Here is an 18,139-nt window from a genome sequence, read left to right as displayed (position 1 = left end):
GCGAGCGCGTAGCGGGAGTCAGCCGGTGCCGGGATGTCGCTCGGCCAGCTCGACGGCAGAGACGACAGCCTCCTCCCATACCGTGTCACGGGCGGGCTCGCCGAGAGCTCGCTCGATCAGACGGGCGACCGAGTATGTGGGCATCAGCACCGTGCGCTGGTACGCCGGTCCGTCATCGATGGCTGCGTAGGCGTCGACACGGGATCCTTCCGACCCCTGCGCCGCCAGGAAGCTTGCCGCCGTGGCGCCCTGCCTGGCCCGTATCTGCACCGAGGCGCCCGGCGTCTCCAGCCCGGCAAGAAAACAGACGTCCGGCCGCACGCGGAGGCGGCCTACCAGCCATCCGGCCATGAGCAGGCGAAAACCGTCTTCACCCTCGACATCGATCCTCTGGACGTCATCGAGGAACTGTGAAAACTCGCGGCCCACGAACAGGCTTGACAGGAGCTGACGCCAGGACTGCAACTGGTGCCACGACAGATCCGACAGAGGGAACAACCTGCTCGTCGCTCTCACGTCGACAAGGGGCGGGCTGCCGGGTCGCGCGGTCTCGACGAGCACGAGGTCCGCTTTCGACGGCAACGGCTCGTCCTTCTGCGGGAGCCGGCCGGGCAGCCAGACCGCGACCGGCAGCCCAGGCATCGTGAACGGCAGCACCACGGCGTCCAGGTGCTGTGTCGCCGCGCCCCGGACACGAACGAACACGTCCTCGATGCAGTCAGTGTCCCCCTCGCTGCGCTCGACCGCTCTCAGCGTGACTCGTGCGTCGATCCCGGGTGGTTCGTCGGCCAGGGCAGAGATGACCAGCGGGTAGACGGCGACACCGACGGCCAGTTCGCGTAGTACCTCGACGACAGGGCCTACCTGTGTCTCGTCGTCATCGATGACTGCTATCACGGTCCAGACCGCTGTGCGGGACGCCCCCCGTTCGTGGCCTGCACGCAGGTGTCGGATCGCCGCGTCCACGATCTCGACGTCCGTGTCTCGCGCCGTCCATGAGCCGATGACGACGCCCTCGTTCATCTGGTCCACCATCGCCGTCCGTCGAGCTCGATCAGCTGATCGGCCGCCTCGGGTCCCCAGGTACCGGCCAGGTACCTTGCCACCGGTTTTCGGCCTTCTTCCCAACAGCGCAGGATCGGTTCCACGATTCGCCAGGTCTCCATGACCTCGTCGGCACGGATGAACAGCGTGGGATCACCGAGCATCGCGTCGAGCAGAAGCCGTTCATAGGCCTCAGGTCCCCCGCCAGGAAAGGCACTCCCGTATCGGAAGTCCATCGCGACCGTGCGTACGTCGAACCCATGGCCCGGCACCTTTCCGCCGAAGAGCAGGGTGATCCCCTCGTCGGGCTGGATGCGGAGCACCAGTGTGTTGGGGCCCAGCCCTCGGGTCTGGTCCGGCCAGAACGGCAGATGGGGTGCGGCGTGGAACTGGACGACGACTTCACTCATCCGCCTCGGCATGCGTTTCCCGGTGCGGATGTACAACGGCACGCCTGCCCAGCGCCAGTTGTCGGCACGCAGCCTGAGCGCAACGTAGGTCTCCGTGGTGCTGGTCGGAGAGACGCCGGGTTCGTCGAGATAACCCGGGACCCGGTGTCCGGCGACCCAACCCCCGGCGTACTGGGCGGCCACAACGTGGGACTGCACCTCGTCGACAGAGAGACTCTCGATGCTGCGGAAGACCTTTACCTTCTCGTCGCGGATACCGTCGGCGTTCATGGTGATCGGCGGCTCCATGAGCGTCAGCGCGACAACCTGCATGACGTGGTTCTGCACGATGTCGCGCAATGCGCCGGTCTGTTCGTAGAAGCCGGCGCGACCGGCGACGCCTTCGGACTCGGCAACGGTGATCTGTATGGCGTTGACATAGTGGCCGTTCCAGATCGGCTCGAAGATCGCGTTCGCGAACCGTAGGGCGAGCAGGTTCTGCACCGTCTCCTTTCCCAGGTAGTGGTCGATCCGGTAGACCTGGGATTCCTCGAACACCTGGTGAACACACGCGTCGAGCTCATTCGCAGTGCGTAGGTCGCGCCCATAGGGCTTCTCGATGACGATCCGTACGAAGACGTCCGTGCCGGCACGCGCCGGCCTGTTGAGCCGGTGCCGACCGAGCGCCCCGACGATGATCGGGAAGGCCGCCGGCGGCACCGCCAGGTAGTGCAGGCGGTTTCCCCCGGTGCCGTTCCTGCGATCGATGTCGCCGAGCACTGCCGAGAGCCGGCGGAAGGTGTCATCGTCGCGGTAATCCCCGGCGACGTAGTAGAAGCTCTCGGTCACACTTCGCCAGACTTCGTCGCTGCCTGCGGGTCCCTCGGCGCCGTACTTCGACACCGCGTCGCGAGCGAAGCGACGGAAGTCCTCGTCGTTGAACTGGGTGCGGGCCACTCCGACCACCGCGAACCCGCCAGGAAGCTCACGGCGCAACGCCAGTCGTTGGAGTGCAGGCATCAGCTTGCGGGAGCAGAGGTCTCCGGAGGCACCGAACACGACCATGACGCACGGACGCGCAACATGCTGCGCCTGCCAACCTTCCAGCAAGGCGTTCACGCTGGCCATCGACGCGTTCATCGGCCGAGCAGCGTCCGTGCTCGGGCTGCACCATGATCCCGGATGAGCCCGAAGGCCTTGTAGGCGGTGGCCGCCGGAGCTGATGAGCTGAAGCGATCCACCGAGGGCACGGCAGCCCATCCGCACCAGCCGAAGGCACGGTCGCCGGGATCGTGCTTCATCAACCGGGCGAGCAGTTGATCGCCGAGAGGAGCCAGGGCGATGCGAGTTCCCGGATGTATGGACCGCGCCGCCTCGACTGCCATCTCGCCTCCTTTGCCTTTACCCGAGGCACCCGGGAGGCGCCCGGCTGGCGTCCGCGAGCTCAGGGCATGCGCTCGCCACCGTGTTCACAGCCGCTGACAAAGCCTGCGCGCTCTGCGGGCCGGCTGCATCCCGGGAACGCGTGGTCCTCCGTCGGGCGGCTCGGTCCCTGCGAACTCGCTGTCGATGGAGTTGCTGGACCGTGCGCGTGACAGTCACGACTGGGCAGAGCACCGACTCCGGTCATTCATCCGTCGGTTCGTGCGTCCGGACCATGCGGGTCGGTTCAACACGGGATCGGATCTCGAGCTTGTGAAAGGTGTGCCGCCTCCGCACGCCGGTTTTGTACACGAGGCCGAGTGCGGCGTCCTCGCATGCGCGGGCTCTTGCCAGCGGCCGGGGGCCTGCCTGGAACGCCCGGCAGCAGCGACGAGGCAGTCGACATCGTCATTCAGCAGACGACTACATGGATCCGGGATGCCGACGCACCGACCAGTCCACGAGGCTCGGGTCTGTGCCGACTGGCGCTGCGGCGACAGTCACGCGTACTCGGCCGTGCCCCCGAGCAAGGGATCCGAACTTCCCCAGTCGAGGAAATAGGAGGTACCTATGCTGATGCGATTCGATCCCCTCCGGGAACTCGCCCTTCCGTGAACTCGACCGGATGTTCCCAGATTGGTGGAGGGCTTCCGCAGCGCACCACGCCGATCGACGCCTATCGAGACGGCGACCAGTTCGTCATCCGCGTCGACCTTCCGGGTGTAGACCGCGACTCGATCGAACCGACGGCGGAGAAGAACGTTCTCACCGTTCGCGCGGAGCACACGTGGAAGGCCGAAGAAGATCAGGACGTCGTCGTCGCGGAGCGTCCGCAACGAAGCTTCAGCCGTCAACTCTTCCTCGGTACGGCGTCCGACACACGGACGGGGACGCGACCGCCTTGGTAGCGGGCGTGCGTGCAGTCCCCGAGCAGGCGGTCGGAACGCCGGCCCGCCCGGCGGGCGTCGTGTTCACAAGGCGGTAGGCCGATGGCGGAACGTCGTGACTTCTACGAAGTGCTCGGGCTGCGGCCCGACGCCACGTCGGACGAAATCCAGCGTGCATACCGCAAGCTCGCCCGCACCTACCACCCGGACATCAACAAGGACCCAGAAGCCGAGGAGCGGTTCAAGGAGATCTCCGAAGCCTACGACGTGCTGTCCGACCCCGAGCTTCGCAAGCGGTACGACGCGTTCGGGCACGACTTTCGCCGAGCTCCGGAGGGTGTTGACGCCGAGACGTGGGCGCGGGCCGGGACCGGGCGCCCCGGCGCAGGTGAGCGGGTTTGGTTCGACGAGGGCGGCATCGACCTCGACGATCTCTTCGGAGACATGTTCGCGTCTCGCGGTCGGCCGAGGTGGGGGCCCGTCCCGGGGGCGGACCAGGAGCTCGAGCTGGAACTGTCGGTCGACGACGCGTACAAGGGCGTGCATCGGTGGCTCACCGTCGCGGGGCCCGAGGGAACGCGCAGCATGGAGGTGACCATCCCTCCCGGGGTCGCCGACGGTCAGCGCATCAGGCTGGCAGGCCACGGCGGGCAGGGAACCGGCGGTGCCTCCGCCGGCGACCTGTACCTCGTCGTACGCATCGCTCCCCATCCCCGATACCGGGTCGAGGGGCGTGACATCCACGTCCAGCTACCGCTGACGCCGTGGGAAGCAGCCCTGGGCGCCAGGGTCGCCGTAGACACGCCGGGCGGTGAGGTACAGGTGCGAGTCCCACCAGGTACGTCGAGCGGGCGACGCCTACGCCTGCGCGGCCGCGGAATGCCAGGCCCGCCCGGCCGGAAAGGCGATCTGTACGCGGAAGTCCGAATCATGGTGCCCAGTCGGATGACCGACGACGAGCGACGCCTGTTCGAACAACTGGCCGCCACCTCCAGGTTCGACCCGCGGAGCCGACCATGAGCAGCGCGTTCATCCGCGCCTCGCCCTCCGGTCAGCTGTGGCTCCCCAGCCGCGAGTTCATGATCGGCAGGCTACCCATGTCTGCCGGAGAGCAGTCCGCAGTGCGCGAGGCGGTGGACTACAAGATTCCGGGATGACGACGCCAGGCCCTTTGACGAGACTCGGAACCGTGCCACCGACGCCGGGCTGAGCCGGCAACGGGTTGGCCACAGCCGGTCGCACTTGCCGGACCATCTGATCCGTCGCTCCCCTGCCGGAGCACACAGGAGGCAGTCATGCTGATGCGATTCGATCCTTTCCGTGAACTCGCGTTCCGTGAGCTCGACCGGATGTCACAGATGTTCGGCGAGCAGGGTGGAGCGCTTCAACAACGAACGATGCCGATCGACGCCTTCCGCGACGGCGACCGGTTCATCGTCCGCTTCGATCTGCCCGGCGTGGATCGCGACTCCATCGAACTGACGGCGGACAAGAACGTTCTCACCGTGCGCGCGGAGCGCACGTGGAAACCCGGGGAGGGGCAGGATGTGGTCGCCGCCGAGCGACCGCAGGGAGTCTTCACCCGCCAGCTGTTCCTGGGCGACAGTCTCGACGTCGACCGGATCGCCGCGACCTACGACCAGGGGGTACTGACGCTCGTCGTCCCGGTCGCCGAGCAGGCGAAGCCGCGCAGGCTCCAGATCACCGAGAGTGGTGCCGCACAGGACGGCGCCACCCAGGAGAGCGCCACCCAGGAGAGCGCCGACCAGAAGGCCGCCGCCAGCACCTCCGCCTGAGCTAGGCCGCGGCGAGACGGGGGCGAACCGTGGATCTGCATCCGAAGGCCTGGGAGGTCGCGGTGGCTGGTTGGCTGGCCCCTGCCGCGCGGCGGGCTTTGCCCAGCACCTGAGCGCCTCGGCCGCCGTCGCTCCGGATCGACCCCGGCCACGATCCCCCGGGGTCACCTGCGCATCACCAAGCGCCTGCAGCGGTGCATTCATGTGTTCCGCGAGTTCGATGAGGAGATCGGGCTCCAGCCGATCTTGGCGCAGCTGACGACATGGCCACAACTGCTCCTGTAGCTCTGGCAGAGGATCCGCTACACCAGGGCGGAGGCCAGATCCCTCGGCATACTAGACATGATGTCGTCCCATTCACCGTCGGTCACGTGGCGTTTCAGAGCCTGCAGAACGGTGTGGACCAGCGGCTCAACACCGCCCTCGACCTCGTAGCGGAACTCGCGCCGCACCCGCTCCAGGAACTGCTCCTTGTTCATCTTCACAGGCACGATGCTGGGGTCCCAGCCCTCGAAGTACATTCCGCGGACCAGCAGGGGAAGCTGGGCCGCGAGCTGAGCGGACTCGTCCACCGTCAGCCGGTCGCGCAGCGCGTGCAGAACCGCCCTCAGCGCGGCATACGACTGATTGCGGCGCTCCTTGGGCCAGCCGTAGGCCTTCTCGATGTCCTTCAGCATCCTGTTCGTCTTCTCCACCGTGGTGCCGAACGTGTCGCTCATTGCCGTGATCCCTTCTCGACTGCCCTTCAAAGAGCCTCGGACCGGCGCGCGAACGACACATCCCCGAATCGCGCAGTCGGGAGCTGCGGACGTACTCGGCATCGCTGGGGCAAGAGTCTGCATCACAGTTGACCGCCGACCGTCGAGCAAATCCGTCCAACGTGAAGGGCGGTCCAGGGACAGCACATTGAAGCGCCACTCGGCGGCCATGGCATCTTCGACGTGTCCAACTCGATGCCCGGGTAATCCGCGAGCTCAGCCCGGGTCGGTTCGCGGTTCTGGACCTCCTGCAGGCGGCGTGGGATCCGCACACTTCACGCACAGCCGCCGAACTACCGCTTCATCTCACCGCGGATGCTCGGGATCCCGAAACCGATGAACCGCGTATCCGCGTCGAGCCGGTGGTGAGCCGCATCGACCCAGGCCCAGGTAGGCGACCCGCTCCAGAACCGAGCCTGTACGTCGGTGCCCGCATCGTGGAGGTCTTGGAGCCCATCGGCCGACGTGTTGCCGAGGATTCGGAGCCCGCTGAGCGCCGGGAGCAGATGATTCGGTCCGTGATTCGTGGGTACGTGTGACAGGTCCGGGCGGCGGTACAAACGGTTGCCGCACCACCGGACGTGGCAGTGAGGATCCTCATGCCATTGACATCGCTGTCCCCGGCCCCAACGACTTCACTGCGTCACGCCGACACGCTCGAGGAGCAGGCAGCCGAGGTCGAACACCTCCTTCGGACGGCCGCTCAGGAACAGGGATTCCGTCGAGAAGAACTTCTCAGCCGCGCGATAGTCGCCGGCGTACCCCTGGCGCGACGACTCGCCAGTCGCTACCGACGCCGCGGAGTCGACGCCGAGGATCTCGACCAAATCGCGTCTGAGCACCTGGTCAAGGCTGCGTACAGCTACCAGCCGAGCAAGGGCTCCGACTTTCGCTCGTACGCGATTCCGACGATACGTGGCGGAATCCGGCACCACTTCCGCGACCGGGCCTGGACGGTCAAGCCACCACGGCGGATTCAGGATCTGCAGAGCCGAATCAACGATGCCGAGGCATCGCTGGCGATCGAGCTGCAGCGGTGGCCGAGGATCGACGAGATCGCCACGGCCATCGGTGTCGATGCCGCGGAGATCGCCGAGGCGGAGCGTGCCAGAGGCTGCTTTCAACCAAGCTCCCTCGACGCACCGCTCCCCCACAGCAGCGTGTTGACGCGTGGCCACCTGATGGCGACGGATTCGAGCGACGCCTTCGAACTCGTCGACCAGATCGAGTCGCTCCGGCCCGTAGTCGAGGGGCTTCCACCACGCGATCGCCTCATCCTGCGTCGACGCTTCGTCGAACAGCGCTCGCAGTCCGACATCGGTGCCGAGATCGGCGTCAGCCAGATGCAGGTCTCGCGACTCCTCAACAAGATCCTCTACAAGCTCCGCGGAGCGCTGTCGACCTGATCACGTCGGCGGCGGCTGCCTTACGGTACGTCGCTGTCGCCGGGCGGGTCACCACGAAGGGCTCGGTAGGAGGGATACGCTTGCCAGTCCGGATCTGTGGTCGATCGTACGACTTTCGGGCATCAGGCGGCGAGAACGTTGCCGTGGCCAAGTGATTGGGTACAGATTGGATGGGCTGGAGATTCTCGATGTCCCAGACCAGGAGCGCAGACCCACTGTCGATGAGCGGATCCGGGCACGATGGCGGTGAACCCCTCCTGGGTGGTCGGTGATTCCCATTGCCCCGGTCCCAGTGTTATCTCGGACCGGATCGCACGCCTCAACGGTCAGTGCTCATTGGCCGACAACCCGACTCTGGCCACACCGGGAACGGCTCGGCGTCGGCGACGACTTCCGCGCGTGAGGTCTGCTCGAGGCGGGAGGATCGGAACGTACGCAATCCGTTCCCGGGAGTGAGTGACGGGAGTGATTCGAGAATGCCTGACCGCCGAGGGCCACCGGGTGCTGGACTGGGTGACCTGATCACCGGAACGGAGACGATCGGCCGATTCATCTATGCCGTCGCTGACCACACATGGTGGTGCTCGCCGGCCATCTACCTGCTGCACGGTCTACCTCTCGACACCGAGATCACCACCGATCTCGTGATGTCCTTCAAGCATCCGGACGACCGTACGCCCGCAATCGAACTCCTGGCGAAGGTCGCCCTGACAGGCGAACCATTCTGCTTCCCACACCGCATCATCGACGTCGCCGGCCATGAGCACAGCACCGTCATCCTCGGCGACGCCACGCGCACCGCCAGAGGTGCGATCGAGCTGATTCAGGGGTTCGCCGTCGATCTCACCGAGGGCCACCGCCGCTACTCTCTGCAGATCGGCGCTGCCGCTGTCCGCGCTGCGACCGAGCACCGTGCCGCGATCGAGCAGGCCAAGGGAGCGCTGATGCTGGCCTACGGCATCAACCCCGAAGCAGCCTTCGCGTTGCTCCGATGGCACTCACAGCGGCACAACACCAAGCTGAACCAGATCGCCGAGAGCCTCATCGCTGTGCTGCAGCGCACCGACCGCGTTGTACCGGCCAGTCGCGACGCCATGGACAAGTTGCTCCATGACCTGGCCGCCGGCCGGCATCGCACGGGAACCGCAGGACCGCGTTGAGCTACGTAGCGCCGAGTCAGCCCAACGGAGGCTTGCAGCCATGGAGGGTCAGCAGATGTGTCGGGTTCGATGCGCCGGCAGATTGGCGAGGATCCCTTCGCAGCTGTGTTGCTGACCGAGTGCCCGCGCCAGCAAGCAGGTCAGCAGGTAGTGAATGTCGGAGTCGTCGGTGAAATGGTCGAGGGCCGGGAGTTCCCGCCGACGCCTCTGTTCGGCATGCGCGTTGGTCAGGAAGTCCGCATACAGATCGGTGCCGATGACATCGTCCGGCACGCCGGACAGGCAGCCGGCGGCGATCGCGTCCTCGAGATTGGTGCCGCCGATGACGGCGGCGACCGCCGGGTGCGCGCGGATGACGGTCTCGTCCGGCGCGCGGTCGAGCAACCGGGCGACCAACTGGGCGAGCATCTCCACGTGCGCGACCTGCTCGACGCCCAGGTCCATGACGAGATCGCGATACCTGCCGGGGATCCTCGCGCGGTGATCCAGGTAATGCAGTCCTACGACGATCTCGCCGTACTGGTGGTTCAAAGCGCGCTCGAGATGTGCGGCATACCAGGGATCCGGCCCCTCCGGGACGGTCTTGAACTGCAGGTCCTGTCGATGCTTGAACACGGTCCACTTCCAGCCGAATCAGATATGCGCGAGATACTCGTGAACAAGGCGGACAGCGAGGGCGCCGTCGCCGACCGCGGCTGCGACGCGTTTCACCGAACCACTGCGGACGTCGCCGGCTGCGAAGACACCCGGCCGACTGCTCTCCAGCAGCTTTCGTGCCCCGGGCAGTTGGTTGCCGGTGAGCACGAACCGGCGGTCGTCGAGCTCGACCTGACCACCCAGCCAGTCGACGTGCGGGTCGCTGCCGATGAAGACGAACAACGCTCTCGCCGGCGCGAGCTGCCTGCGGTGGGAGCAGAGATCCTCGATGAGAATCGACTCCAGCGCCGTGTCGCCACGAAGTTCTCGCACTTCACTGTGCAGCAGAACCTCGATGGCCGGCGTCGCTTCGATCCGGTCGGCGAGATACCGGGACATGTTCGCACCGAGCTCCTTACTGCGAACAACCAGGCGGATATGAGCCGCGTGATCTGCCAGAAACACAGAGGCCTGGCCCGCGGAGTTGCCGCCGCCGACGACCACCACCGGGTCGCGCCGGCACAGGTTGGCCTCCAGTTCGGTGGCCGCGTAATACACGCTGGACGGTCCGAGCCTGTCCAGGCCCGGTAGGTCGAGCTGCCGGTAATGGGCACCGGAGGCAACCAGGACGGCGCGCGCCTGAAGGTTCTCGCCCGAGTCCAGCCGGACCACATGGTGACCGTCGAGCCGCCCCAGGCCGGTCACGGCGGCCGGAACCATCAGCTCAGCGCCGAAGCGTTTCGCCTGCGCGACCGCGCGATCGGCCAGCTCGGCGCCACTGATCCCGGCCGGGAACCCCAGGTAGTTCTCGATCCGCGACGACGTACCCGCCTGTCCTCCGGTGGCAACCGCATCCACCACCACCGTCGCCAGGCCCTCCGACGCCGCATAGACACCGGCCGCCAGACCGGCTGGTCCTGCGCCGACCACAACCAGGTCGTGCGTCGCCCTCGCCGGGGGCGGCCCCTTGAGACCCACGGCCGCCGCGAGCTGATCGTTGTCCGGATTCCGCAGTACGTCGCCCCGCCAGATGACCACCGGGGTATCGCGACGGTCGATACCCAGTTCGCGAATCAGCCGTTCGGCCTCCTCGTCGTGCTCCAGATCGATCCAGTGGTGCGGCAACCGGTTCCTGGCCGCGAACTCGCGGATCCGCCGGGTGTCCGCGGAGAAGTGCGACCCGATCACCGCGAACCCGGCGCCGAGCGACAGCTGCAGCGACCGCCGTACCAGGAAGGACCGCAGGATCAGGTCGGCCAGTTGTTGATCCCGACCGACCAGCTCCCGCAACCGCTCGAGCGGTACCGCAAGTACATCGCCCGGCTCTGCGACCTCGGCGGTGAGGAAGACCGGTTGCCCGGTGAGGAGCCCGATCTCACCCAGGAAGCGATGCGGGCCATGGACCGCGATCACCCGCCGATGCGGCCCGAGATCCTCGAGTACGACGACCTGACCGGCCAGGACGATCAGCAACTCCCCAGGTAGCTCGCCGGCCCGATACAGGACGTCACCAACGCCGACAGCTCGCCGCTCCCCCAACTCCATGAGCTCCGCCAACTGGTAGTCCTCCAGCCGCGGATAGGCGCCGTACACATCCGGCGTCTCGTTCATACCGGCATCTCGTGGACGTAGCACCAGCGCCAGTCCTCGCCGGGCTCGAACGACTGGACGATCGGGTGACCCTGGTGGCGGGCATGGGCACGCGCATGCCGCAGGGGTGACGAGTCGCAACATCCCACATGACCGCACGTCAGGCACAGCCGCAGGTGTACCCATCCCGCGTTGATCCGCAGGCACTCCTCACATCCTTGCGGAGTCCGCGGCCGGACCGGGCGCACCGCCGCCAGATGCGGATCCACCAGGGTGGTCACGATGCCGGCTCCTTGTGCAGCGCCTCCTCGAGCCAAGGACGCAGGACGTGCGCCTGCGCTGCGCCGATCTGCTCGGCGACAACCTTCCCGTCGCGGAACACCATCAGTGTCGGGATCGAGCGCACGTTGAACCGCTGCGACAGCACCGTCGCCTCGTCGGCGTTGATCTTCACCAGCTTGACCTGGCCCGCCTTCTCGGCAGCAAGGTGCTCGAGCACCGGGCTGACCATCCGGCAGGGCCCACACCACGGCGCCCACAGATCGACCAGCACCGGGATGCCCGACTGCTCTACCACCTCGGCGAAGTCGTCGTCGCCGGCATCGACGATCCACGGCAACAGGTTCTTGCACTGACCGCAATGCGGCGTCCCCTCAGCCACCGCCGGCACCCGGTTGCGCTTCCCGCAGTGCGGACACTCGACGGTGTTCATGCCGCCACCTCCCTCGGATTCTCGTGCTGTACGACGATCTCGCCGTCCTGCACCGACACCCGGATCACCGCTCCGTCGAGGATGTTCCCACCGAGCAGTGCCCTCCCGATCCGCGTCTCGACCTCGCGCGCGATGAACCGTCGCAGCGGCCGCGCCCCGTACACGGGATCGAAGCCCTGCTCGGCAATGTGCCTGGCCGCCTCGGACGTGACTTCGAGCGTCATCCGCCGGTCGGCCAGCCGGGTCCGCAGGTCGTCGAGCATCCGGTCGACGACCCGCTCGATCTCGGTCCGGGTGAGCGGCTTGAACAGCACGATCTCGTCGACCCGGTTGAGGAACTCCGGCCGGAAGTGTGCTCGCAGTTCCGCTGTCACCGCGTCCCGGGCGTCGTCCTTGATCTGACCGTCGTCGGTGACGCCGTCGAGGAGGAACGCCGACCCGATGTTCGACGTCATGATGATCACGGTGTTGCGGAAGTCCACCGTGCGGCCTTGCGCATCGGTCAACCGGCCGTCGTCCAGGATTTGCAGCAAGGTGTTGAAGACATCCGTGTGCGCCTTTTCGATCTCGTCGAACAGGACGACGGAATACGGCTTGCGACGTACCGCCTCGGTGAGCTGGCCGCCCTCCTCATAGCCGACATACCCGGGCGGCGCACCGACGAGCCGGCTCACAGTGTGCCGCTCCTGGTACTCACTCATGTCGATCCGGACGATGTTCTCCTCGGTGTCGAACAGCGCTGCTGCCAGCGTCCGGGCGAGTTCGGTCTTGCCGACCCCGGTCGGGCCCAGGAAGATGAACGACCCGATCGGCCGGCGGGGATCCTTGATCCCGGCCCGGGCCCGGATGATCGCGTCGGCAACCAGCTGGACCGCCTCGTCCTGACCGACCAGTCGCTCGTGCAGCACCTGGTCGAGCCTAAGGATCTTCTCCCGCTCGCCCTCCTGCAGTCGCTGCACCGGGATGCCGGTCCACCGGGACACGATCGACGCGATCTCCTCCTCCGTCACGACCTCACGCAGTAGCCGCTGGCCGTGCTGCTTCTCGGCGAGGCGCTCCTCCTCGCCCTCCAACTGACGTTCGAGCTCAGGCAGCCGGCCGTGCCGCAGCTCGGCCGCACGGTTCAGGTCGTAGTCGCGTTCAGCCTGTTCGGCCTCCTGACGTACCTGTTCCATCTCCTGCCGCAGTGACTGCACCTTCCGCAGTGCGTTCCGCTCGGCCTCCCACTGCGCCCGAGTCGCGTCGGCCTCACTGCGCAGGTCGGCCAGTTCCTTACGCAGTTCTTCCAGCCGGGACTTGCTCGCCTTGTCCTCCTCCTTGGCCAGCGCGGCCTCCTCGATCTCGAGCCGCCGTACCCGTCGCGTGAGTTCGTCCAGCTCGGCCGGCATCGAGTCGATCTCGGTCCGCAGCATCGCGCACGCCTCGTCGACCAGGTCGATCGCCTTGTCCGGCAGGAACCGATCGGAGATGTACCGGTGGCTGAGCACCACGGCCGCAACCATCGCCGCGTCCTGGATCTTGACACCGTGGAAGACTTCCAGCCGCTCACGCAGACCACGCAGGATCGAGATCGCATCCTCGACCGACGGCTCGTCCACGATCACCGGCTGGAACCGTCGCTCCAATGCCGCGTCCTTCTCGACATGCATCCGATACTCGTCCAGCGTGGTCGCACCGATCATGTGCAGCTCACCGCGGGCCAGCATCGGCTTCAGCATGTTGCCCGCATCCATCGCGCCCTCGGTCGCGCCAGCACCCACCACGGTGTGCAACTCGTCGACGAACAACAAGATCCTGCCCTCGGCCGCCTTCACCTCGTTGAGCACGGCCTTGAACCGCTCCTCGAACTCACCGCGGTACTTCGCCCCGGCAACCAGCGAAGCCATGTCCAGCGCAAACACAGTCCGATCCCGCAACCCCTCCGGTACGTCACCGTTGGCGATCCGCTGCGCCAGACCCTCGACGATCGCTGTCTTACCGACCCCCGGATCGCCGATCAGCACCGGGTTGTTCTTCGTCTTGCGGGACAGGATCTGGATCACCCGGCGGATCTCGGGGTCACGTCCGATGACGGGATCGAGCCGCCCGTCGGCCGCGTCCTTCACCAGATCGCGGCCATACTTCTCCAGCGCCTCGTAGGATCCCTCCGGCGTGGCTGACGTGACCCGCTGATTCCCGCGTACCGCGGTCAGCGCCGCCAGGAACCCGTCGCGGGTGAGTCCATGGCCGGCCAGCAGCCGCCCGGAGGTGCTCTGCTGGCCTTCGTCCACCAGAGCCATCACGAGGTGCTCGATCGAGACGTACTCGTCCTTGAGTCGCCGTGCCTCCCGGTCCGCCGCGTCCAGTAGGCGCGACAGCCGCTGGGTGATCAGGACCTGCCCGGGTTCCGCGCCCGGACCGCTGACATGCGGGCGGTGCGACAGTTCCTCCTCCAGCTCGGCCCGCAGCTTGTCCGGATCCGCACCGGCCTGGGACAGCAACCGCGGCGTCAGGCCGTCGGGCTGATCGAGCAACGCCATCAACAGGTGCTCGCCGTCGACCTGGCTGTGTCCGAACCGCAGCGCCTTGGTCTGCGCGTCGTGCAGCGCCTCCTGCGACTTCTGCGTCAATCGGTTCATGTCCATCTGGTGGCTTCTCCTCTGATGTCGCGTCGGTGCTGCGCTTCGAGTACGGCGATCCGGTCCAGCAGATCGAGGACGAGACCGAGGGCCGCGTAGTTCAGGGCGAATCCGGCCCGCAGCCGGCGGATCCGGGCCAATCGGGTCAGCTGGCCGCGCCGGAACCACAGCGCGCCACTGGCATCGGTTGTTGCCTCCAGCAACCCGAGGGTGACGAACCGGCGGGCCAGCTCGGGATGGAGATCGGCCAGCCGAGCGAAGTCGTCCAGTGCCAGCCGGTCCGGACGCGTGAGGTAATAGGTGGTCATCGCCGCCTCCGCGGATCGAACTTCGACGTACCGGCAAGCTCCTCGAAGAGCCTTTCCTCCTCGCGGGTGAGCCGGTGCGGGACCATCAGCTTCACGTCGGCGTACAGGTCACCGGGCCGCCCCTTCGGGTTGGGCAGCCCACGTCCCCTCAGCCGGAGCTGGCGGCCGGTCGACGTGCCCTTCGGGACCTTGACCGTTGCGGGACCGCCTGGCGTGGTGATCTCGACCGAGGCGCCGAGCGCACCTTCCCACGCGGCGAGCGGTAGGTCGACGTGGATGTCACGGCCATCCAGCCGGTAGCGCGGATGGTCCGCAATTCGCACGATCAGGTAGAGATCGCCGGCGGCGCCACCGCCCAAGCCCTGAGCGCCCTGGCCGCCGAGACGGATCCGCTGGCCGTTGACGACGCCAGGCGGGATCTTCACGTTCAGCGTGCGGGTGCCACCTGCCCCTTCGACCGTCAGCGACCGGCTGCCGCCGTGATACGCGTCCTCGACGGACAGCTCGATCTCGACCTCCTGATCCGAACCCGGGATCGGGCCACCCCGGCGCCCTCGACCACCGAAGATGCCACCAAGCAGGTCGTCCAGGTCGATGCCTTCAGCCGATCCCGAGCTGAACCGGACACCCTCGGGCCACTCCTCCCACGTCCCGGTCCCGCCGCCCCAAGGATCTCCCCTGGAACTGGTCCGGCGCTCTGCGCCGGCTCGGGCCCGGGCGTAGTCGGCCGGATCCATGTCCGGTGGGACACGCCGGAAGTCCGGCCCGAACGCGTCGTACCGCTCCCGTTGCTTCGGATCGCGCAGTACGTCGTACGCCTCGGAGATCTGCTTGAACCGCTCCTCCGCTGCGGGGTCCTTGTTGACGTCAGGGTGGTACTCACGAGCCAGCTTGCGATAGGCCCGCTGGATCTCGTCCTTGCCGGCGTCGCGGGACACTCCGAGGATCGAGTAGAAATCGGTGTCCGAGGCCATCAGCGTTGCTCCGTCGCGACAATGACCGCGGCCGGGCGGAGCAGCCGGTCGGCGTCGCCGTACCGCGGCCGGACAACGTGGACGACCGTGCCGGGCGGCGAGTCCGGAGCGGGCACCGTACCGACCGCCTCGTGCAGCTCCGGGTCGAACGGCCGGCCGAGGTCGTCGTACCGCGGGTAGCCGTACTCGGTCAGGATCGCGAGCGCCTGGTCCCGCACCGCCCGGACGCCCTCGACGACCGGATCGGCATCCGCACCGGCGTGGTCCAGCGCAAGCTCGAGGTTGTCGACGACGGACAACCAGCGGCGGATGACGCGTGCCCGCTCGTCCTCCAGTTGCCTCTCGGCTTCGCGGGCCGCCCGCTTCCGGAAGTTGTCCAGGTCGGCGACGGCCCGCCGCCACCGGTCCTCCAGCTCACCGATCTGCGCCAGCAGCTCGGTGGCCTCGGTGGTCGCCTGAGCGGTGGCGGCCTCCTCCTCGGACGTCGTGTCAGTTCGTTGGTCGGCGTCCTGCTCGGTCATGAGGATCAGCTCGTCGAGAACTCGGCGTCGATCACGTCGTCGTCGCCACCGTCACCGTCACCGGACTGCCCGCCCTGCTGCTGCCCGGCGGAACCGCCGCCGGACGAGCCGGCCGCTGTCAATGCCTGCCCGATCTGCTGCAGCTCGCCTGTCAGCTCGCGGAACCGCTCCATCGTGGTGTCCTGCGACTGCATGGCCGCGCGGGCGTCGCCGATGAGCATCTCCGCACGGGCCCGGTCGTGCTGGGCGACGGTATCGCCACCATCGGCCAGCAGCTTCTCGACCTGGTAGGTGACCTGGTCCAGTGTGTTCCTGGCATCGACCAGTTCGCGCAACCTGACGTCCTCGTTCCGGTGGGTCTCGGCGTCGGCGACCATCCGTTCGACCTCGGACTGATCCAGGTTGGAGGTGTCGCTGATGGTGACCTTCTGCTCGGCGCCGGTGTCCTTGTCCCGGGCCGACACGTGCAGGATGCCGTTCGCGTCGATGTCGAAGGTGACCTCGATCTGCGGTGTACCGCGCGGCGCCGGCCGGATGTTCTCCAGCCGGAACCGGGCCAGCACGCGGTTGTCGGCGGCCATCTCGCGTTCGCCCTGCAGTACGACGACATCCACGGCGGTCTGGTTGTCCTCGGCGGTTGTGAACACCTCGGTCCGGCGAGCCGGAATCGTGGTGTTGCGCTCGATGACCTTCGTCATCACGCCACCCATCGTCTCCAGCCCGAGCGACAGCGGGGTCACGTCGAGCAGCAGGACGTCCTTGACCTCGCCCTTGATGATCGCGGCCTGAGCGGCGGCCCCGATGGCGACCACCTCGTCCGGGTTCACGGTCATGTTCGGGTCCTTGCCACCGGTCAGCCGGCGGACCAGTTGCTGGACCGCCGGGATCCGGGTCGAGCCACCGACCAGGATGACCTCGTCGATGTCGTTGGCGGTCACCTTGGCGTCGGCCATCGCCTGCTCGACCGGCTGCAGGCAACGCTCGACCAGGTCGCCGGTCAGCTGCTCGAAGGTGGACCGCATCAACGTCGTGTTGAGATGCTGCGGACCGGAGGCGTTGGCGGTGATGAACGGCAGGCTGACCGTCGTCTGAGTGACCGAGGACAGCTCCACCTTGGCCTTCTCCGCGGCCTCGAAGAGCCGCTGCAAGGCCTGTGGGTCCTGACGCAGATCCACGCCGACCTCACGCTGGAAGTCGTCGGCCAGCTTGTCGACGACGCGGCGGTCGAAGTCGTCTCCCCCCAGATGGGTGTCCCCGGCGGTCGCCCGGACCTCGACCACGCCATCGCCGACAGTCAGCACGCTGACGTCGAAGGTGCCGCCGCCGAGGTCGAAGACCAGCACGGTCTCGTTGTCGAGTTTGTCCATACCGTACGCGAGGGCGGCCGCGGTCGGCTCGTTGATGATCCGCAGCACCTCGAGACCGGCGATCTTGCCGGCGTCCTTGGTCGCCTGCCGCTGTGCGTCGTTGAAGTACGCCGGAACCGTGATGACCGCCTCGGTCACCTTCTCGCCCAGGAACCGGCCTGCGTCTTCGGCCAGCTTGCGCAGCACCAGCGCGGAGATCTCCTCCGGGGCGTAGAGCTTGTCCCGGACCTTGAACCGGACAGCACCGTCCGGACCGTCCACCACGTCGTACGACACGGCCTTGGCCTCCGAGGCCACTTCGTCGTACCTGCGGCCGATGAACCGCTTGGCCGAGGTGATGGTGCCCTTCGGGTTCATCACCGCCTGGCGCCGGGCAAGCTGCCCGACCAGTCGTTCACCGGAGTCCGTGAAGGCCACCACTGACGGGGTGGTCCGAGCTCCTTCGGCGTTGGGTACGACGGTCGGCTGCCCGCCCTCCATCGCGGCGATCACCGAGTTGGTCGTCCCCAGGTCAATACCGACGGCCTTGGCCATAGCTGTCTCCAGACGTT

At 67.1% G+C, this 18,139-nt stretch carries 20 protein-coding genes; 7 read left to right on the top strand and 13 right to left on the bottom strand.

All coding sequences use genetic code 11. The features are described 5' to 3' along the window. Positions 1-18 precede the first annotated feature (18 nt). Genes E0H73_RS41885 through E0H73_RS41875 form a run of 3 tightly spaced genes read right to left on the bottom strand, consistent with a single transcriptional unit; the run spans position 19 to position 2,818 of the window. Positions 19-1,023 (bottom strand): glucose-6-phosphate dehydrogenase assembly protein OpcA, encoded by a 1,005-nt coding sequence (locus E0H73_RS41885; protein WP_165556085.1) that lies wholly within the window; start codon positions 1,021-1,023, stop codon positions 19-21. After that, positions 1,020-2,573, bottom strand: coding sequence for a glucose-6-phosphate dehydrogenase (zwf, locus tag E0H73_RS41880; RefSeq protein ID WP_131366225.1), 1,554 nt, complete (start codon positions 2,571-2,573; stop codon positions 1,020-1,022). Before zwf ends, E0H73_RS41885 begins: the two co-directional genes overlap by 4 nt. Then, positions 2,570-2,818 carry a hypothetical protein gene (locus E0H73_RS41875; protein ID WP_131366223.1) on the bottom strand — a complete coding sequence of 83 codons (249 nt, stop codon included), beginning with the start codon at positions 2,816-2,818 and terminating at the stop codon, positions 2,570-2,572. Before E0H73_RS41875 ends, zwf begins: the two co-directional genes overlap by 4 nt. A gap of 648 nt (positions 2,819-3,466) precedes the next feature. Between E0H73_RS41875 and E0H73_RS46800 the strand changes: the two genes are divergently transcribed. From E0H73_RS46800 to E0H73_RS48550, 5 genes are all read left to right on the top strand, one after another. Continuing rightward, entirely contained in the window at positions 3,467-3,763 is a 297-nt protein-coding gene (locus tag E0H73_RS46800; RefSeq protein ID WP_202867852.1) for an Hsp20/alpha crystallin family protein, read from the top strand. Positions 3,764-3,844: 81 nt separating this feature from the next. Further along, positions 3,845-4,762 (top strand): DnaJ C-terminal domain-containing protein, encoded by a 918-nt coding sequence (locus tag E0H73_RS41865; protein WP_131366219.1) that lies wholly within the window; start codon positions 3,845-3,847, stop codon positions 4,760-4,762. Further along, entirely contained in the window at positions 4,759-4,899 is a 141-nt protein-coding gene (locus E0H73_RS46310) for a hypothetical protein (RefSeq protein ID WP_165556084.1), read from the top strand. Before E0H73_RS41865 ends, E0H73_RS46310 begins: the two co-directional genes overlap by 4 nt. Before the next feature lie 144 nt (positions 4,900-5,043). Continuing rightward, positions 5,044-5,538 (top strand): Hsp20/alpha crystallin family protein, encoded by a 495-nt coding sequence (locus E0H73_RS41860; RefSeq protein ID WP_337590349.1) that lies wholly within the window; start codon positions 5,044-5,046, stop codon positions 5,536-5,538. Positions 5,539-5,571: 33 nt separating this feature from the next. Continuing rightward, positions 5,572-5,823 carry a DUF1931 family protein gene (locus E0H73_RS48550; RefSeq protein ID WP_131366284.1) on the top strand — a complete coding sequence of 84 codons (252 nt, stop codon included), beginning with the start codon at positions 5,572-5,574 and terminating at the stop codon, positions 5,821-5,823. Between the two features lie 17 nt (positions 5,824-5,840). Here the strand turns inward: E0H73_RS48550 and E0H73_RS41850 are convergent, their stop codons facing one another. Then, positions 5,841-6,257, bottom strand: a complete 417-nt coding sequence (locus E0H73_RS41850) for a DUF2267 domain-containing protein (protein ID WP_131366282.1) — start codon at positions 6,255-6,257, stop codon at positions 5,841-5,843. A gap of 638 nt (positions 6,258-6,895) precedes the next feature. Between E0H73_RS41850 and E0H73_RS41840 the strand changes: the two genes are divergently transcribed. Continuing rightward, the gene (locus E0H73_RS41840; protein ID WP_131366215.1) at positions 6,896-7,702 is read left to right on the top strand and encodes a sigma-70 family RNA polymerase sigma factor; all 807 of its coding nucleotides are present in this window, start codon (positions 6,896-6,898) and stop codon (positions 7,700-7,702) included. A gap of 476 nt (positions 7,703-8,178) precedes the next feature. Then, positions 8,179-8,862, top strand: coding sequence for an ANTAR domain-containing protein (locus E0H73_RS41835; RefSeq protein ID WP_131366213.1), 684 nt, complete (start codon positions 8,179-8,181; stop codon positions 8,860-8,862). A gap of 48 nt (positions 8,863-8,910) precedes the next feature. Here the strand turns inward: E0H73_RS41835 and E0H73_RS41830 are convergent, their stop codons facing one another. From E0H73_RS41830 to dnaK, 9 genes are read right to left on the bottom strand one after another with little or no spacing between them, the layout of a single operon-like run. After that, positions 8,911-9,477, bottom strand: coding sequence for a manganese catalase family protein (locus E0H73_RS41830; RefSeq protein WP_131366211.1), 567 nt, complete (start codon positions 9,475-9,477; stop codon positions 8,911-8,913). 18 nt (positions 9,478-9,495) lie between these two features. Next, complete coding sequence (locus E0H73_RS41825) at positions 9,496-11,109, bottom strand: FAD-dependent oxidoreductase (RefSeq protein WP_131366209.1); 1,614 nt, start codon at positions 11,107-11,109, stop codon at positions 9,496-9,498. Continuing rightward, positions 11,106-11,336 carry a UBP-type zinc finger domain-containing protein gene (locus tag E0H73_RS41820; protein ID WP_238164619.1) on the bottom strand — a complete coding sequence of 77 codons (231 nt, stop codon included), beginning with the start codon at positions 11,334-11,336 and terminating at the stop codon, positions 11,106-11,108. The genes E0H73_RS41825 and E0H73_RS41820 overlap by 4 nt, the downstream gene beginning before the upstream one ends. Positions 11,337-11,365: 29 nt before the next feature. Beyond that, on the bottom strand, positions 11,366-11,800 hold the full coding sequence (trxC, locus tag E0H73_RS41815; protein WP_131366206.1) for a thioredoxin TrxC: 435 nt from the start codon (positions 11,798-11,800) through the stop codon (positions 11,366-11,368). Then, positions 11,797-14,424, bottom strand: coding sequence for an ATP-dependent chaperone ClpB (gene clpB, locus E0H73_RS41810; RefSeq protein ID WP_131366204.1), 2,628 nt, complete (start codon positions 14,422-14,424; stop codon positions 11,797-11,799). Before clpB ends, trxC begins: the two co-directional genes overlap by 4 nt. After that, a complete protein-coding gene (locus E0H73_RS41805) occupies positions 14,415-14,726 on the bottom strand; it encodes a chaperone modulator CbpM (RefSeq protein ID WP_131366202.1) in 312 nt (103 codons plus the stop codon). Before E0H73_RS41805 ends, clpB begins: the two co-directional genes overlap by 10 nt. Continuing rightward, complete coding sequence (locus E0H73_RS41800; RefSeq protein WP_131366200.1) at positions 14,723-15,700, bottom strand: DnaJ C-terminal domain-containing protein; 978 nt, start codon at positions 15,698-15,700, stop codon at positions 14,723-14,725. Before E0H73_RS41800 ends, E0H73_RS41805 begins: the two co-directional genes overlap by 4 nt. After that, positions 15,700-16,221, bottom strand: coding sequence for a nucleotide exchange factor GrpE (locus E0H73_RS41795; protein WP_131366198.1), 522 nt, complete (start codon positions 16,219-16,221; stop codon positions 15,700-15,702). Before E0H73_RS41795 ends, E0H73_RS41800 begins: the two co-directional genes overlap by 1 nt. 5 nt (positions 16,222-16,226) lie before the next feature. Further along, the gene (dnaK, locus tag E0H73_RS41790; RefSeq protein WP_131366196.1) at positions 16,227-18,122 is read right to left on the bottom strand and encodes a molecular chaperone DnaK; all 1,896 of its coding nucleotides are present in this window, start codon (positions 18,120-18,122) and stop codon (positions 16,227-16,229) included. Positions 18,123-18,139: the final 17 nt, after the last annotated feature.

It is taken from the genome of Kribbella pittospori (genome assembly GCF_004331465.1).
Classification (GTDB): domain Bacteria; phylum Actinomycetota; class Actinomycetes; order Propionibacteriales; family Kribbellaceae; genus Kribbella; species Kribbella pittospori.
The sequence above is the reverse complement of the archived record's forward strand: the minus strand, read 5'-3'. Positions and strand labels throughout refer to the sequence as shown.

Bases quoted from the DNA above. Each gene is read 5' to 3' on its own strand.
- E0H73_RS41885 (WP_165556085.1), bottom strand. From the start codon at position 1,023: ATGAACGAGGGCGTCGTCATCGGCTCATGGACGGCGCGAGACACGGAC.
- zwf (WP_131366225.1), bottom strand. From the start codon at position 2,573: ATGAACGCGTCGATGGCCAGCGTGAACGCCTTGCTGGAAGGTTGGCAG.
- E0H73_RS41875 (WP_131366223.1), bottom strand. From the start codon at position 2,818: ATGGCAGTCGAGGCGGCGCGGTCCATACATCCGGGAACTCGCATCGCC.
- E0H73_RS41865 (WP_131366219.1), top strand. From the start codon at position 3,845: ATGGCGGAACGTCGTGACTTCTACGAAGTGCTCGGGCTGCGGCCCGAC.
- E0H73_RS46310 (WP_165556084.1), top strand. From the start codon at position 4,759: ATGAGCAGCGCGTTCATCCGCGCCTCGCCCTCCGGTCAGCTGTGGCTC.
- E0H73_RS41860 (WP_337590349.1), top strand. From the start codon at position 5,044: ATGCGATTCGATCCTTTCCGTGAACTCGCGTTCCGTGAGCTCGACCGG.
- E0H73_RS41850 (WP_131366282.1), bottom strand. From the start codon at position 6,257: ATGAGCGACACGTTCGGCACCACGGTGGAGAAGACGAACAGGATGCTG.
- E0H73_RS41840 (WP_131366215.1), top strand. From the start codon at position 6,896: ATGCCATTGACATCGCTGTCCCCGGCCCCAACGACTTCACTGCGTCAC.
- E0H73_RS41835 (WP_131366213.1), top strand. From the start codon at position 8,179: ATGCCTGACCGCCGAGGGCCACCGGGTGCTGGACTGGGTGACCTGATC.
- E0H73_RS41825 (WP_131366209.1), bottom strand. From the start codon at position 11,109: ATGAACGAGACGCCGGATGTGTACGGCGCCTATCCGCGGCTGGAGGAC.
- trxC (WP_131366206.1), bottom strand. From the start codon at position 11,800: ATGAACACCGTCGAGTGTCCGCACTGCGGGAAGCGCAACCGGGTGCCG.
- clpB (WP_131366204.1), bottom strand. From the start codon at position 14,424: ATGGACATGAACCGATTGACGCAGAAGTCGCAGGAGGCGCTGCACGAC.
- E0H73_RS41805 (WP_131366202.1), bottom strand. From the start codon at position 14,726: ATGACCACCTATTACCTCACGCGTCCGGACCGGCTGGCACTGGACGAC.
- E0H73_RS41800 (WP_131366200.1), bottom strand. From the start codon at position 15,700: ATGGCCTCGGACACCGATTTCTACTCGATCCTCGGAGTGTCCCGCGAC.
- E0H73_RS41795 (WP_131366198.1), bottom strand. From the start codon at position 16,221: ATGACCGAGCAGGACGCCGACCAACGAACTGACACGACGTCCGAGGAG.
- dnaK (WP_131366196.1), bottom strand. From the start codon at position 18,122: ATGGCCAAGGCCGTCGGTATTGACCTGGGGACGACCAACTCGGTGATC.